Origin of the sequence: Caballeronia glebae, assembly GCF_001545035.1 — a bacterium.
GTDB lineage: Bacteria > Pseudomonadota > Gammaproteobacteria > Burkholderiales > Burkholderiaceae > Caballeronia > Caballeronia glebae.
The window spans coordinates 219,678-234,287 of the sequence record NZ_FCOJ02000001.1 but is presented as its reverse complement, the minus strand read 5'-3'; the positions used below and the strand labels follow the sequence as shown (position 1 = coordinate 234,287).

Sequence of the window (14,610 nt, the reverse complement as noted above, 5' to 3'; positions counted from 1 at the left end):
CTGTCACCTAGAATCAAATAACCGTGCCAAGCGGTATGAGGTATTCGTCATGACATCCATTTCCCGCATCATCCTCGGCGCGCTCGCTCTGTGTTGCGCCGCCTCCGCGCTCGCGCAACCGCAAGCGCAATCCTCCGATCCGAACGCGCCGAAAACGCGCGCCCAGGTCCGGCAGGAATTTCTGCTGTGGCGCTCGGTCGGCTACGATCCGAATGACTGGCTGAACTATCCCGAGAATGCCATGCGCGCGAGCCGTATCATCGCGCAACGGCAAGCTCGCGGCGATACCACCGTGCAGTGATGCGGCATTCGTCAGGCTGATTCGCGCGGCTTCGGTCCGCGCAAAATGCGCCGCGCGATGCTCCAGCGATGCACTTCCGACGGACCGTCGTAGATCCGGAACGCGCGCATGTCCGCGAAAATTCGCGCGACGACGGTTTCGTGCGTGACGCCCTGCCCGCCCAGCACCTGCACCGAGCGGTCGACGACGCGCCACAGCGCCTCCGACGACACCACCTTCGCGATGCTCGATTCGTGCTTGCCGAGCACGCCCTGATCGAGCACCCACGCGCAATGCCAGATCGCGAGGCGCGTCACGTGCAGGTCCATTTCGTTGTCCGCGAGCATGAAGCCGACGCCCTCGTGCTCGCCCAATGCCTTGCCGAACGCCTGACGTTGGCGCGCGTGCGCCGTCGCGACATCGTGTGCGCGCCGCGCGGCGCCGAGCCAGCGCATGCAATGCGTGAGACGCGCCGGCGATAGCCGCACTTGCGCATAGCGAAAGCCTTCACCCCGCTCGCCCAAAACGTTTTCCTTCGGCACGCGCAGGCCCTCGAAGCGCACGACGCCGTGGCCGCCGGGAAAGCACGTATCGAGCGAATCCATCGCGCGCTCGATCACGATGCCGGGGCTCGACATATCGGCGAGAAACATCGTCGCGGGGCCGTCGGCGAACTTCGCCATGATGATCGCGACCGCCGCGCCATGCGCGCCCGTGATGAACCATTTTTGTCCATCGATGACGTAGTCGTCGCCGTCCTGCACGGCGATCGTCTGCAGCATCGCGGGATCGGCGCCCGCGCCCGGCGGCGGCTCGGTCATGCAGAAGCACGAGCGAATCGCGCCCGCCGCGAGCGGGCGCAGCCAGCGTTCCTTTTGCTGCGGCGTGGCGATGGCTTCAAGAAGATGCATGTTCCCTTCGTCGGGCGCGGCGATGTTCAGCGCGACGGGACCGAGCGGCGAATAGCCCGCCTCCTCGAACAGAATGGCCTTGGCCACGTGACTCAGCCCTAGGCCGCCGAATTCAGGCGATACGTGGCTCGACAACAGCCGCGCCGCGCGCCCCTTCGCGATCAACTCGGCACGTAGCGCCTCATTCGGGCCATGCGGCGTGCAGCGCGGATCGCGCTCGAAAGGCATGATTTCTTCAGCGATGAAAGCGCGCACGCGCGCCTGCAGATCGGTCAACTCCGGTGAAAGCGAAAAGTCCATCGACAATCCTCTAAGGGAACGGGCTGAACGCCAAGCTTAACCGCGCGGACGCATCGCGCGCCAGTGGCGTTGGCCCGCGATTCACTCGTCGTATTCGGTGTATTTGCGCGCGTCGCCCTTCACTTTGTGCGCGGGATACTTCGACCGGTTCAGCGCCATCTTCTCGATCAGCGCGCGATGCAGATCGACGTCGAGCGAGTCGGCGAGCATCACGAGATAGGCGAGCACGTCCGCCATTTCGTGCCGAATCGCTTGCAATTTCGCTTCATCGAGCTCGGACTTGTCGCCGCTGGCGAGCCACGTGAACGGTTCGAGCAACTCGCTTGCCTCGACTGACAGCGCCGCAGCCAGATTCTTCGGCGAATGAAACCGGCTCCAGTCCCGCTCGCGGACAAACTCGCGCAGCATGTCGCGCATCTGGACGAGTTCGCTCGCGCGTTCGTGTTCCTGTTGATTCTGTTGCTCCATGAGCTTCCTCTGACGGTTTCGTTGCACGCGTCGCATAGCTTAACGCGATGGCGTCCTCCGGATCGACGCGCCCACAACTACGCCTCGTTCGGTCTCAGATCGGCCACGCGATGTCCGGAATTCGCATCTGTGGGTCCCGATCTCGCGAATTCGAGACATTGTGTGACATGTCAGGTAAATTTCTTGCGCGAATTAACTACGATTCATAGAATCGTAGTTAAGAGATCACGACGACCACCGTCGATCCATCGACCCCAATATCGAATTTCAAGGAGCATCGAAATGTCCAAGCGCATTCTGGTAATCGGAGCCGGCTTCGCCGGCATGTGGAGCGCCTTGTCCGCCGCGCGTCTCATCGATCAGCACGGCAGGACCGATATCGAAGTCGTGCTGATCGCGCCGGAGCCGCATCTGCATGTGCGTCCGCGTCTGTATGAAGAAAACGCCGCGGGCATGAAAGCGCCGCTGCTGGACATCTTCGCGTCCACCGGCGTGCGGTTCATTCAGGGCACCGTGGAGCGTATCCACGTCGAGCGCAACGAGGTCGACATGGTCGACGCTCAAGGCACGCCGTCGATGCTGAACTACGACCGGCTCGTTCTGGCAGCCGGCAGCCGCCTGTTCCGCCCGCAGATTCCGGGACTCGCCGAACACACTTTCAGCGTCGATCAGGTCGATGAAGCCGCCGCGCTCGAAGCGCACATCAAGCGTCTCGCGACGCAACCCGAGAGCGTCGCGCGCAACACGGTGGTCGTCGCGGGCGGCGGCTTCACGGGCATCGAAACAGCGGCGGAAATGCCTGCGCGTCTGCGCGCGGCGCTCGGCCAGAACGCCAACGTGCGCGTCGTTATCGTCGAGCGCAACGAGGAGATCGGTCCGGATCTCGGCGCGGGTCCGCGTCCGGTGATCGTCGAGGCGCTCGAATCGCTCGGCGTGGAGTGGCGGCTCGGCGCGGCGGTGACATCCGTCGATGCGGGCGGCCTCACCACGTCGAATGGCGAACGCGTCGAGTCGAGTACCGTGATCTGGACGGCCGGCGCGCGCGCCAGTGCGCTGACCGCGCAGATTCCCGCCGAGCGCGACGCGCTGGGCCGCCTGCATGTGGATCGCAATTTGCGCGTGCTAGGCGTCGACACGGTCTACGCGACGGGCGATGTCGCCTACGCCGCCACCGACGACGAAGGCAACCACGCGGCGATGTCCTGCCAGCACGCGATGGCCCTCGGCCGCTCGGCCGGCAACAACGTCGCGGCGGACCTGCTGGGCGATGCGCCGCTTCCGTACAGCCAGCCGAAATACGTGACGTGTCTCGATCTCGGCCCCTGGGGCGCGGTCTATACGGAAGGCTGGGAGCGCGAAGTGAAGATGTCGGGCGCGCAGGCGAAGGCGCTGAAGACGCAGATCAACAGCGAGTGGATTTATCCGCCGAGCGCGGAGCGGGCCGAAGCGTTCGCGGCTGCGGACCCGCGGCGGGTCGTGGTGGCGTAATGCGGCTTCACGCCGCCGGGTAAAGTCCCAGCGTGCGGGCGTGCAGGCGCGCGAGTCCGAGCAGGGCATCGGTAAACGGCGTCGGCACGCCGGTCATCGCGCCCAGTTCGCGCACCGACGCGACGAGCGCATCGAGCTCGACCGCCTTGCCCGCCTGAACGTCCTGCAACATCGAGGTTTTCATCGCACCGAGCTTGAGCGTCACGGCGTGGCGATCTTCCGGTTCCTGTTCGATGGGAATGCCGAAGCGCGCGCCAATTTCCTTCGCCTCGCGCATCACGTTCGTGACAAAGCCGCGCACGAGATCGTCGCTCAGAATGCGGTCAGTGGTCGCGCCGGTGATGGCGCTGATGGGGTTCATCGTCATGTTGCCCCACAGCTTGAACCAGACGTCGCGCTGGATCTGCTGCGAGAGCGTGGCGTCGAAGCCCGCCTTCGAGAAGAGCGAGACGAGCGCCTCGGTGCGCGCGCTCGGTGCGCCCGTTGCCTCGCCGAGAATCAATCCCTTGCCCTGATGATGCCGGATGACGCCCGGCGCTTCGACGAAGCAACTCGCATGGACCACGCAGCCGACCGTCTGCGCGCCCGGGATCGCAACGGCGATGTTGCCGTGCGGATCGACGGACGAAAGGCGCTTGCCCGTGAAGGGTTCGCCGAGGCCGTCGCAGAACCACCAGGGCACGCCGTTCATCGCGGTGAGCACGGTGGTTTCATTCGACAGCAGCGGCGCGATATGCGCGGCGACGGATTCCATCGCAGGCGCCTTCACCGCCACGACGACGAGATCCTGCGCGCCGAGATCCGCGGGTTCGGCGCTCGCCGCGACCTTCACGATATGCGTCGCGTCCTTTTCGACGAGCCGCAGCCCGTCCCTCTTCAGCGCATCGAGCGTGGCCCCGCGCGCGACCACGCCGACATCGCAGCCCGCCTGCGCGAGCTTCACGCCGATCCAGCCACCGATGGCGCCCGCGCCATAAACGCATACTTTCATCGTTCGATCCTCGCTCGTGGCAATCATCCGATCGCCATTGTAAGAGCGGGACGCCATGCGCGTCGCGCCGTCAGTGAGCGATATTCGTGGCGAGCTTCGCGACCGTCAGCAGCGTCAATCCGAATGCGCCCGCGAGCATTACCGCGATGATCGGCAAGAGCGGCAGTTTCACCTGCGCGAAATCGGCGTTATGCGACGCGCGCTTGCGCACGCCGAAAAAGCTCCAAAGCACGATGCGCATCATCTTCAAGAGTTCCATGAGCGGCTCCTTCGCCTGTTTCATCTCGACCTTTCACAAGTCGATGATGCCCGCCGCGCCGCATGAAAAACAGCAGCAGTTGCGGTGTATTCGGCGGTAGCAGATTGGCGTGCACGGAGCACATTCGAACGGATGTAAGAGCGTTTCGACGTCCTTCAAGTCCCGCCTCGCGAAAATAAATCGCGCTTGAAACATAGCTCTCCGGTATTGAAACGATAGCCTTCGCACCTACCTTGAATGCAAGGACGGCGACAACCGCGCTGTCGTTTCAATCCTGCTGCAGGCCTCCTTGGCCGCACTATCGGAGACTGGACCATGAGTGACTTTTATTTTGGCGGCGATGTTTTCTCTGAACTGGACCGCATGCAACGGCAGGTGTCTTCGCTCTTCGGCAACCTTCCTTCCAGCATGCGTTCGAGCCGCGCGGATGCTTTCCCTCGCCTGAACATCGGCAGCACGGACGATGCGATTCATATCGTCGCGTTCGCGCCGGGCGTCGAGCCCGCATCGCTCGAAGTGACCGTCGACAAAGGCACGCTCACCATCAGCGGCGAGCGCCGGGCGCAGGCAACGGCGGAAGGCGCGCGCACCTATGCGAAGGAGCGCTTTACGGGCAGCTTCCGCCGCGTCATCGAACTGCCGCAAAACGCGGACGCGGACAAGGTCGAAGCGCGCTATGAGAACGGCACGCTGTCCATCACCATCGGCAAGCGCGAAGCGTCGAAGCCGCGTGCAATCACCATTCAGTAAGAGGAAGCACATCATGTCCGAGAACATTCAAGTCGCAGCGCAAGAAACGAACGAAGTGGCGCGCAAGAGCGAAGACACGGCACGCCGCGCAACGGTGACGCCCGCGGTCGATATCGTCGAGGATAGCCAGGGCATCACGCTGTGGGCCGACCTGCCCGGCGTGTCGCGCGAGAAGCTCGACGTGAAGGTGCACGATTCGCGCCTCACCATCGAAGCCGAAGCGCAATTGCCCGTGCAAGGCGCGGTGCGCGTGCATCACGCCGAACTGCGCGCGCCGCGTTTCGCACGCGCCTTCACGGTAAGCGACGATTTCGACACCGCGAAGATCGACGCGAATCTCAGCAACGGCGTGCTCAGGCTCACCATTCCGCGGCGCGAACAAGCGCGTCCGCGCCGCGTTGAAGTGCGCGCGGGTTGAGCACCGCAAAAAAGTTATAAGTGTTCGTTTCGAGCGGCCGCGATTTTTTTCGCGGCCGTTTTTTCTTTTGCGCCACGCGCACGCCTCTATAATCTTCAACGGCGGATTTAAGTCGCCTACATTCAAATACTCATAGAAAGAAGGGACTATCGTGAAGAGGCTGTTGACGGTGTTGTTGGGTTCGATGCTGGCCGTATCGATCGGAGCGCATGCAAAAGAGTGGTCGACTATTCGCTTCGGTGTCGATGCAAGTTATCCGCCTTTCGAATCGAAAGCGCCCGACGGCACGCTGGTCGGCTTCGACATCGATGTCGGCAATGAGTTGTGCCGGCGTCTCAACGCGAAATGCGTGTGGGTCGAAAACGCATTCGACGGCATGATTCCGGGCCTCAAATCGCGCAAGTTCGACGGCGTGCTTTCCACGATGTCCATGACGCCTGCACGCGTCAAGCAGATCGCCTTCTCCAGCAAGCTCTTTCACGTGCCCACGCGCCTCGTCGCCAAGCGCGATTCGGGCATCCAGCCGACGGCGGAATCGCTCGCGGGCAAGTCGGTCGGCGTCGAGCAGGGCTCGATGCAGGAAACGTATGCGAAGGCGCATTGGGGCGCGAAGGGCGTGAAGGTCGTGTCTTATGCGGATCAGGATCAGGTCTATCAGGATTTGCTCGCCGGACGCCTCGACGCGTCGCTGCAAAACGCCGTGCAGGCCGAACGCGGCTTTCTCGATACGCCGCGCGGCAAGCCCTACGGCTTTGCGGGCGGCGCATTGGAAGACAGCGCGATCTTCGGGCCGGGCACGGCAATCGGCTTGCGTAAGGAAGACACCGATCTGAAGGAAAAGCTCGATGGCGCCATCGCCGCGATGATCAAGGACGGCACCTATAAGCGTATCGAGCAGAAGTACTTCGACTTCGATATCTACGGCGAATAACACGATGACGCAGCCCGCGAACGATCAATCCAATGCGGATAACTTCGTGCGCGGGCGGCGGGTTATCCGTGTAACTCGCAATCACGCAATAAGCATAGAGTTGGGCGCCGGTTAGCGCCTTCACTGAAACACAGAACCAACAACAAAGGAGAAGGCGATGGCGACCCTCAAACAGATGCAGGCCAAGCTGAAAAAACTTCAGGCGCAGGCCGAGCGGCTGATCGCGAACCGCGCGCAAGCCGTGCTCGACGATATCCGGGCGATGATGGAACGGCACGGTCTCACGACCGCGGATATCGACCGGCACGGCAAGAAGGTCAAACGCGTGGGCAAGTCGCAGGTCGCCTTACCCGCGCCGGCCGGTCGTCACGAAGCGATGAACAAGCTCGCGAAGAAAGGCAAGCTGCCCGCGAAGTATCGCAATCCGAAGACGGGTGAAACGTGGAGCGGCTGGGCGCGGCCGCCTGCGTGGATCGCGAATGTGAAGGATCGCAGCAAGTTTCTGATCGATGCGGAAAGCGCGGAGAACGCGGTCAAACCGAAGGCCGCAGTCGCAGTCAAGAAAGCCGCAGCTAAAAAGACCGTGGCGAAGAAAGCCGCGACGACGAAGGCGAGCGCGCCCGCAGCGAAGAAGAAAGCAGCAGCGCCGGCGGCGAAGAAATCCGTGGCGACGAAACCAGCCGCGAAACCGGCCACAAAGCGCGCCGCGAAACGCAGCGCGCCAAAGAAACGCGCGGCGAAAGCAGCATCGGACACCAAGAGCGCGCCCGAGCAGGACAATGCAGGCGCGTCACCATCGGCATCGAATGTAGCGGCATCGACGACGACGGGCGATGCATCTGTATGAAACCCTGACGTAATCCCATTGTTTGAGATCGGCGAAAACTCAATTGGCTTTTCGTGCGATTAAAAACCGGCTCAGTCCTTCTACACTGCGTTCACATGTCGGGGGCGTTTCGTAGCAAACGATTCGCTTCTCCGATTGCGGTTGCCGTAGCCTGACAACCGCATCTCCTCATATCTTCGTTGGAGCGTTCTCGTGAACAAGCGACTCGTAGTGGGCTTTGCTATTGCATTGAGTTCTGTTTTCGCCGGTTCGGCGTTTGCAAGCGGTTATGGGCCGGCGCCGCATTATCGTCCCGATGTCGGTGCGCCTGCCTCGCAGCATGGTGTCAGCGCGCAAACCTTCGCCGCGGAAGAAGCCGCACAAGGACGCGGTGATTTCGGCAATACCGAACGCACGGCGCAGGTCCAGCGCGGACAGGTTTCGGCTTCCGCTTCTTCTCAGGCCGCGCAATAAATATCGGTTTAACGGACACGATAACTTTGTATGTTGTCGTGTCCCTTTAAAAGCCTTTAATCGTTCTTTCCAGAAATGTCCAAAGCGCATCGTCGACGGAATAAGGGACGTTGAATCGAAAGCATGCGCTCGGCGCATCGTTCGGACGGAAATAAGAGCCGGGCGCGAGCCATATGCCGTGTTCCAATGCGCGCGTCGCGACAGCGCTTTCATCGGCCGGATCGATCGGCAACGCGCCCCACACGAAAAGCCCTGCACGCGGACGCCGGAACAACTCGACGCCCAGCCCGTCCATGCGCTCTTCGACGAGGGCATGCGCGTCCTTAAGCTTTTCCACGACGAATTCGACGTGCCGCGCGTAACGCCCTTCTGTCAGCACTTTCTCGACGATGCGCTCCGTCGCCTCCGATGACGTCAGCCCGACGGCCATCTTCGTGCGCGCCAGTTCGCGCAACACATCGCGCTCCGCGATGACATAGCCGCAACGCAATGCGGGCGTGATCGTCTTCGCGAAGCCGCCGACATAGAGCACGCGGCTAAGCCCCTCCATCGCCGCGAGCAAGGGTGCGCCGGGCGCGGCGAGTTCACGGTTCACATCGTCCTCGACGACCCAAAGACCGTGACGCTCCGCAATCTGCATCAGGCGAAACGCCGACGCCATGCCGAAAGTCGCGCCCGTAGGATTCTGCAAGGTCGTGTTGAGAAAAACCGCTTTCGGCCGATGCTCGATGACGATGCGCTCGAACACGTCGGTATCGATGCCCGCGGCGGTGCGCGGCACGCCATGCACCTGGAGGCCGGCGAGCCGCAGAATTTGCAGCAGATTGCAGTAACCCGGATCTTCGACCACGACCGCATCGCCCGGACGCAGCAACGTGCGCACGATGAGATCGAGCGCCTGCGTCGCGCCCGCGGTCAACAACACGTTCGATGCGGCATCGATCGGCAAGCCGTGACGGTCCATCTGCTCCGCGATCCGCTCGCGCAGCGGCGCGAAGCCATACGGATGCCCGTAATCCGCCATGCGCGCAGCCGGCACGCGGCTCACCGCGCGCAACGCGTGTTGCAGACCGCTCTCGTTGATCCATTCGTTCGGCAGCCAACCGCAGCCAGACTTGATCGGCACGGAATGATCGGCGAATACGTCCGACAAAAGCCACGTCGCGGTGAGACTCGGCGGTTGCCACACGACGGCCCGCACGCGCTCGCGGCTCCCACGCACGGCCACGCGATAACCCGAGCCGCGTCGCGCCGTGACGAGGCCCATCGACACGAGCCTGCCATACGCTTCCGTCACGGTGAACGTGCTGAGACGCTCGGCCTCGGCGAGACGCCGCACCGATGGCAGAAGCGCGCCCGCGCGCAGCGTCTGCTCCTCGATGGCCGAGGAGAAGGCGCGCACCAGTTGTTCGACGAGCGTCGGCGCCTGCCGCGCGCCGCGCTCCAATTTCAGCTCGATCATGGCTTCGAGAATAGCGCGGCCAAAGCGCGCCGACCAATACAGTTTTCAGCATTTTGCCAGCACAGTTAGCAGCGCAGTAAAGCAACTGTCTATGCCGCGCAATTTTGCCGAGGAATACAGTGGCCGTACTTCTTCAGGAGACCCGTAATGAATGCTCGCCCCGTGATCGAAGACCTCTCGTCGTTCTGGATGCCGTTCACCGCCAATCGCCAGTTCAAGGCCGCGCCGCGCCTCCTGGAAAGCGCCAAAGGCATGTATTACCGCTCGTCCGATGGCCGTGAAGTGCTCGACGGCACCGCGGGTCTCTGGTGCGTGAACGCGGGCCATTGCCGGGACGAGATCGTCGACGCGGTGCAGAAGGCGCTTTCGACGCTCGACTTCGCGCCGACCTTCCAGATGGGCCATCCGCTCGCATTCGAAGCCGCGACCAAGGTCGCCGGTCTGATGCCCGAAGGTCTCGACCGCATCTTCTTCACGAATTCGGGCTCCGAGTCGGTCGATACGGCACTGAAAATCGCGCTCGCCTATCATCGCGCACGCGGCGAAGGCCAGCGCACGCGTCTGATCGGCCGCGAGCGCGGCTATCACGGCGTCGGCTTCGGCGGCATCTCGGTCGGCGGCATCGCGCCGAACCGCAAGACGTTCTCGGGCGCGCTGCTGCCATCGATCGATCATCTGCCGCATACGCACGATCTTGCGCACAACGCGTTTACGAAGGGCCAGCCCGCGTGGGGCGACCATCTCGCCGATGACCTGGAGCGCATCGTCGCGCTGCACGATCCGTCGACCATCGCGGCCGTGATCGTCGAGCCGCTCGCCGGTTCCACGGGCGTGCTCGTGCCGCCGCAAGGCTATCTGCAGAAACTGCGCGACATCTGCACGAAGTACGGCATTCTTTTGATCTTCGATGAAGTCATCACCGGCTTTGGACGTCTCGGCAAGGCCACGGCGAGCGAGTACTTCGGCGTGAGCCCCGACCTCATCACGATGGCCAAGGCAATCAACAACGCGACGATTCCGCTGGGCGCCGTCGCCGCGCATCGCAACGTGCACGACACGGTCGTCAACGCGGGCGCGGCCAACGCCATCGAACTGTTCCACGGCTACACGTATTCGGCGCACCCGGTCGCGACCGCCGCCGCAATCGCGACGCTCGATCTGTATCGGCGCGACAAGCTGTTCGAGCGCGCGGCATCGAAGGCCGAGAAGTTCGAAAGCGCCGCACACGCGCTGCGCGATGCGCCGTACGTCAAGGACATCCGCAATCTCGGACTCGTCGCGGGCATCGAGCTCGATTCGCGCGACGGCGCGCCCGGCGCGCGCGCCTATGAAGTGTTCGTCAAGTGCTTCGAGGCGGGCGTGCTCGTGCGTTACACCGGCGATATCCTCGCGTTCTCGCCGCCGCTCATCATCGAAGACGATCAGATCGATCAGCTCTTCGGCACCGTGAGAAAGGCGCTGGAAAGCGTGAAATAAGCGGCTTCACGCGCGCTCGGACAGCCCGGCTTCTCACGATCAGAATCGCAACGAGAAGCCGGGTTTTTTATCGTTCCATCACGAGCAACGTCGATGTCGCCGAGGCGAACAATCGGCCGCTCGCGTCTTTGAGCGTCGCTTCGGCGAACGCGGCACGCCGTCCGATCGACAACACGCGTCCCTCCGCGCGCAAGAACCCCGAATCGCGCGTGAGCGCCTTGTGATAGGCGACCTTCAATTCGAGCGTCGTATAGGCTTGCGTCGCGGTCAGGCATGAATGCACCGAGCAGCCGCATGCCGAATCGAGCAGCGTAGCCGCGTAGCCGCCGTGTACGGTGCCGATCGGGTTATACGCGTGATCGCCGGGTATGCCCGCGAACACCGCCCTGCCCGCTTCGACTTCGATGAATTCGAAATCCAGCGATACCAGAATGCCCGGCTTGCGCCCGCATGCGATCAGCTTGCGCAGTTGCGCGAGACCGTCGAGGCCGGCGGCCGTTTCTTCGATCAGGCTCATTTCGTCGTCTCCGTTTTATCGCTGGCGGTCTGGATCACGTCGTCACCGGTCACGCTCCAGCCGCCACCGAGCGAACGATAAAGCGCCACGGCGGCCAGTGCGTGTTCACGCTTCGATTGATTCAACGCATCCGCGTCGCGCAGATAGGATTGCTGCGCGTCGAGCACATCGAGAAAGCTGGCCGCGCCGCCCTTGTACAACTGCGTCGACAGCGTGAGCGATTGACCCGACGCGGAGAGCGCATCGGTGAGGCGCGCCGTCGATTCGGTCCTGCTGACGAGATCGCTGCGCGTATCTTCGACATCCTTCAGCGCTTCGAGCATCGTCTGACGCAGATGCAGTTCCGACTCGCGCATCTTGCTCTCGTTCTGCCCGATCTCCGCCGTGATGCGTCCCGCGTTGAAAATCGGGCTCGTCGCGTTGATGGCCGCGGAGAAGAGGTTATCGGTCAACGTCGGCAAGCCGAGATACGACGACGCCAGCAAGCCATCCGACAATCGCAGCGAAAACTTCGGATAGCGCTCCGCGCGCGCGACGCCCACTTCCGCCGCGCGCTGCTGCACGTTCGCATAAGCTACGAGCACATCGGGGCGGCGCAACAGGGCATCCGACGGCAGCATCTGCGGCACGCCGCTCGCGGGCACGGGAATCATGGGCATCGCGCCCGCATTCGCGAGCGTCAGCTTGTCGATGGACTCCGGCGTGCGACCCGAATACACGGCGATCAGACTCAACTGATGCTGGATCGTCGTCTGTGTGCGCGGAATGCGCGATTGCAGATCGCTCAGTTGATTCTGCGCGCGCGCGACATCGAGCTTTGTCGACAGGCCATATTGCAGGCGACGTTGCGTGAGCTTTAACGCGCGTTCGCGAATCTCTTCGTTATCCTGAAGTATTTTAAGTTCCGCCTGAGCCCAGCGCAAATCGACATACGCGGCGGCCGTGTTAGCGGCGAGCGCGAGCCTGACCTGATCCGCCGCGTGTTCACGGCCGACGAGTTGCGCCTGCGACGCCAGCAATTCCAGCCGCTCGCCGCCGAACACGTCAGGCGTCCAGCTCAACGCCAGGCCGAAGCCCGCCTGCTTTACGTAGCCGAGTGGCGGCGGCGTGTTCTGGCGCGTGTAGGCTCCGCCCGCGTTCGCATCGAGTTGCGGGAGCAGCGCCGCGCGACGTTGCGTCGTGAGCGCTTGCGCCTGCTTCACGCGCTCGACGGCAGCCTGAACATCGAGGTTGTCGTCGAGCACGGCCGCGACTAGTTCGTGCATCACCGGATCGTTGAACTGACTCCACCATGCAGTGGGATCGACGGCCTGCTTCGGCACATCGACGCTCCAGTCTGCGGGCGCGGTCGCGTTGACCGTCGCGGGAAGTTCGGCGTGTGTGGCGGGCTGCACTGCGCACGCGGCGAGCATCGAAGCGGTCACACCAGCAAGTATTGCAACGAGAAGTTTCTTCATGATCGAAGCATCCAGATAAGGCCCGGTTCAATGCGCATCGGACGAAGGCGGCGCGCTCGTGATCGGCTTCGCGAACATCACGGTCATCAGGCCGAAGAGGAAACACAGCGCGAGCACGTAGAAGCAATCGGCGAAGGTCAGCACGAGGGCTTCGCGCATCACGAGCGCATGCAGCGAAGCAAGGCCCGCCTGCGATGCATTCAACGCGTCGCCCGCGACGGAAGCGAGATGCGCCGAGCTGCGCGCGATCATGTCGTCGACGACCGGGCGGCCGATCGTCACGCTCTCGCTCAGATGCAGGTAATGCAGGTTGAGGCGGTCGTTGAGCATCGTCGCGCTCACCGCGATACCGATGGCGCCGCCGAGATTGCGCATCAGATTGAACAGCCCGCTCGCCGATTTCAGCCGCGACGGCGGCAGCGAACCGAGCGCCATCGTCACGATGGGCGGCACCGCGAATTGCTGACCGATGCCGCGCAGCGCCTGCGGCAGCAGGAACTGTTGCCAGCCCCAATCGTGCGTCAATGGCGTATAGAAGTAGCAGCCCGCGCCGAAGCAAACCAGACCGAATGCGAGCAGCACGCGCATGTCGATAAAGCGCGACGCGAAGGCGTACACGCCGATGGAAAGCAACTGAAAACAGCCGACGGAAAGCAGCGCGAGGCCCGTATGCAGCGAATCGAAGCCGCGCACGCGCGCGAGGAACACTGGCGTCAGAAACACCGACACGAAAATGCCGACGCCCGTCACGAACGACAGCAGACTGCCGATGGCGAAGTTGCGCACCGCGAGCGCGCGCAGATCGACGACCGGGTCCTTCGCGGTGAACGCATGCACGAGGAACAGGAAGCCGCAGATCCCCGAGATCCATGCACACGCGATGATCACGTCGTCGCCGAACCAGTTCTTGCGCGGCCCTTCTTCGAGCACGTATTCCAGACAACCGAGAAAGCCCGACATCAGGACGATGCCGATGTAATCGCCCTTTTTCAGCAGCGAAAGATTGGGTTCGTCCACGTGCACGTACTTCGGCACAAGCAACGCGACGACGAGACCCGGCACCACGTTCAGATAGAAGAGCCAGTGCCACGACCATTGATCGGTGATCCAGCCGCCGATCACCGGTCCGACCGCGGGCGCGAGCGACGCCAGCGCGCCGATAGTTGTCGATGCAATCAATCGTTGCTTGCCGGGGAACAGCACGAAGGCGGTCGTGAACACGGTCGGGATCATCGCGGCGCCGAGCGCGCCTTGCAAGCCGCGAAAGAGGATCATCGAATTGATGTCCCACGCCATGCCGCACAGCATGCTCGTGATCGTGAAGCCGACCGCCGATGCGACGAACAGCCAGCGCGTGGAGAATACTTTCGAGAGCCAGCCCGACATCGGTATGACGAGAATCTCGGCGATCAGATACGACGTCTGCACCCAGGACAACTCGTCCTGGCTCGCGGACAATCCGCCGCCGATGTCCTTCAGCGACGACGCGACGATCTGGATATCGAGCGTCGCCATGAAGAAGCCGAGGCACATCAGCGCGAAGGCGAACACGCGCTGCCGGATCGGCTGGCTCGCGGGATCGGAAGGAATGGTGTGTGTCAT

Annotated in this window: 16 protein-coding genes; 8 read left to right on the top strand and 8 right to left on the bottom strand. The window is 63.0% G+C overall.

Going from position 1 to position 14,610, the window contains the following annotated elements:
• Nucleotides 1-49 precede the first annotated feature (49 nt).
• Nucleotides 50-301: a DUF4148 domain-containing protein gene (locus AWB82_RS01105; RefSeq protein WP_086964943.1), complete on the top strand. Its 252-nt coding sequence runs from the start codon at nucleotides 50-52 to the stop codon at nucleotides 299-301.
• An 11-nt stretch (nucleotides 302-312) separates the two neighbouring features.
• Here the strand turns inward: AWB82_RS01105 and AWB82_RS01100 are convergent, their stop codons facing one another.
• Together AWB82_RS01100 and AWB82_RS01095 are read right to left on the bottom strand one after the other, a co-directional pair.
• Nucleotides 313-1,491, bottom strand: coding sequence for an acyl-CoA dehydrogenase family protein (locus AWB82_RS01100; RefSeq protein WP_086964941.1), 1,179 nt, complete (start codon nucleotides 1,489-1,491; stop codon nucleotides 313-315).
• 81 nt (nucleotides 1,492-1,572) lie between these two features.
• On the bottom strand, nucleotides 1,573-1,959 hold the full coding sequence (locus AWB82_RS01095) for a nucleotide pyrophosphohydrolase (RefSeq protein ID WP_086964939.1): 387 nt from the start codon (nucleotides 1,957-1,959) through the stop codon (nucleotides 1,573-1,575).
• Nucleotides 1,960-2,241: 282 nt separating this feature from the next.
• Here AWB82_RS01095 and AWB82_RS01090 point away from each other — a divergent pair, with 282 nt between their 5' ends.
• On the top strand, nucleotides 2,242-3,447 hold the full coding sequence (locus AWB82_RS01090; protein ID WP_086964937.1) for an NAD(P)/FAD-dependent oxidoreductase: 1,206 nt from the start codon (nucleotides 2,242-2,244) through the stop codon (nucleotides 3,445-3,447).
• 7 nt (nucleotides 3,448-3,454) lie between these two features.
• On the opposite strand, the gene AWB82_RS01085 is transcribed toward AWB82_RS01090, so the two are convergent.
• On the bottom strand, nucleotides 3,455-4,438 hold the full coding sequence (locus tag AWB82_RS01085) for a 2-dehydropantoate 2-reductase (protein WP_086965188.1): 984 nt from the start codon (nucleotides 4,436-4,438) through the stop codon (nucleotides 3,455-3,457).
• 70 nt (nucleotides 4,439-4,508) lie between these two features.
• Entirely contained in the window at nucleotides 4,509-4,697 is a 189-nt protein-coding gene (locus tag AWB82_RS01080) for a DUF2970 domain-containing protein (protein ID WP_086965186.1), read from the bottom strand.
• 315 nt (nucleotides 4,698-5,012) lie between these two features.
• Between AWB82_RS01080 and AWB82_RS01075 the strand changes: the two genes are divergently transcribed.
• From AWB82_RS01075 to AWB82_RS01055, 5 genes are all read left to right on the top strand, one after another.
• Nucleotides 5,013-5,447, top strand: coding sequence for an Hsp20/alpha crystallin family protein (locus AWB82_RS01075; protein ID WP_086964935.1), 435 nt, complete (start codon nucleotides 5,013-5,015; stop codon nucleotides 5,445-5,447).
• A 13-nt stretch (nucleotides 5,448-5,460) separates the two neighbouring features.
• On the top strand, nucleotides 5,461-5,865 hold the full coding sequence (locus AWB82_RS01070) for an Hsp20/alpha crystallin family protein (RefSeq protein ID WP_086964933.1): 405 nt from the start codon (nucleotides 5,461-5,463) through the stop codon (nucleotides 5,863-5,865).
• A 151-nt stretch (nucleotides 5,866-6,016) separates the two neighbouring features.
• Entirely contained in the window at nucleotides 6,017-6,796 is a 780-nt protein-coding gene (locus AWB82_RS01065; protein WP_086964932.1) for an ABC transporter substrate-binding protein, read from the top strand.
• 157 nt (nucleotides 6,797-6,953) lie between these two features.
• Nucleotides 6,954-7,643, top strand: a complete 690-nt coding sequence (locus AWB82_RS01060; RefSeq protein ID WP_086964930.1) for an H-NS histone family protein — start codon at nucleotides 6,954-6,956, stop codon at nucleotides 7,641-7,643.
• A gap of 192 nt (nucleotides 7,644-7,835) precedes the next feature.
• Entirely contained in the window at nucleotides 7,836-8,096 is a 261-nt protein-coding gene (locus tag AWB82_RS01055; RefSeq protein ID WP_086964928.1) for a hypothetical protein, read from the top strand.
• A 46-nt stretch (nucleotides 8,097-8,142) separates the two neighbouring features.
• Here AWB82_RS01055 and AWB82_RS01050 read toward each other — a convergent pair whose 3' ends face one another.
• On the bottom strand, nucleotides 8,143-9,558 hold the full coding sequence (locus tag AWB82_RS01050; protein WP_086964925.1) for an aminotransferase-like domain-containing protein: 1,416 nt from the start codon (nucleotides 9,556-9,558) through the stop codon (nucleotides 8,143-8,145).
• A 147-nt stretch (nucleotides 9,559-9,705) separates the two neighbouring features.
• Between AWB82_RS01050 and AWB82_RS01045 the strand changes: the two genes are divergently transcribed.
• On the top strand, nucleotides 9,706-11,034 hold the full coding sequence (locus tag AWB82_RS01045; protein ID WP_086964924.1) for an aspartate aminotransferase family protein: 1,329 nt from the start codon (nucleotides 9,706-9,708) through the stop codon (nucleotides 11,032-11,034).
• 67 nt (nucleotides 11,035-11,101) lie between these two features.
• Here the strand turns inward: AWB82_RS01045 and AWB82_RS01040 are convergent, their stop codons facing one another.
• The 3 genes from AWB82_RS01040 to AWB82_RS01030 are packed head-to-tail and all read right to left on the bottom strand — an operon-like array spanning nucleotide 11,102 to nucleotide 14,610.
• The gene (locus AWB82_RS01040; RefSeq protein ID WP_086964922.1) at nucleotides 11,102-11,551 is read right to left on the bottom strand and encodes a PaaI family thioesterase; all 450 of its coding nucleotides are present in this window, start codon (nucleotides 11,549-11,551) and stop codon (nucleotides 11,102-11,104) included.
• Nucleotides 11,548-13,008, bottom strand: a complete 1,461-nt coding sequence (locus AWB82_RS01035; protein ID WP_086964920.1) for an efflux transporter outer membrane subunit — start codon at nucleotides 13,006-13,008, stop codon at nucleotides 11,548-11,550. The genes AWB82_RS01040 and AWB82_RS01035 overlap by 4 nt, the downstream gene beginning before the upstream one ends.
• 27 nt (nucleotides 13,009-13,035) lie before the next feature.
• On the bottom strand, nucleotides 13,036-14,610 hold the full coding sequence (locus AWB82_RS01030; RefSeq protein WP_086964919.1) for a DHA2 family efflux MFS transporter permease subunit: 1,575 nt from the start codon (nucleotides 14,608-14,610) through the stop codon (nucleotides 13,036-13,038).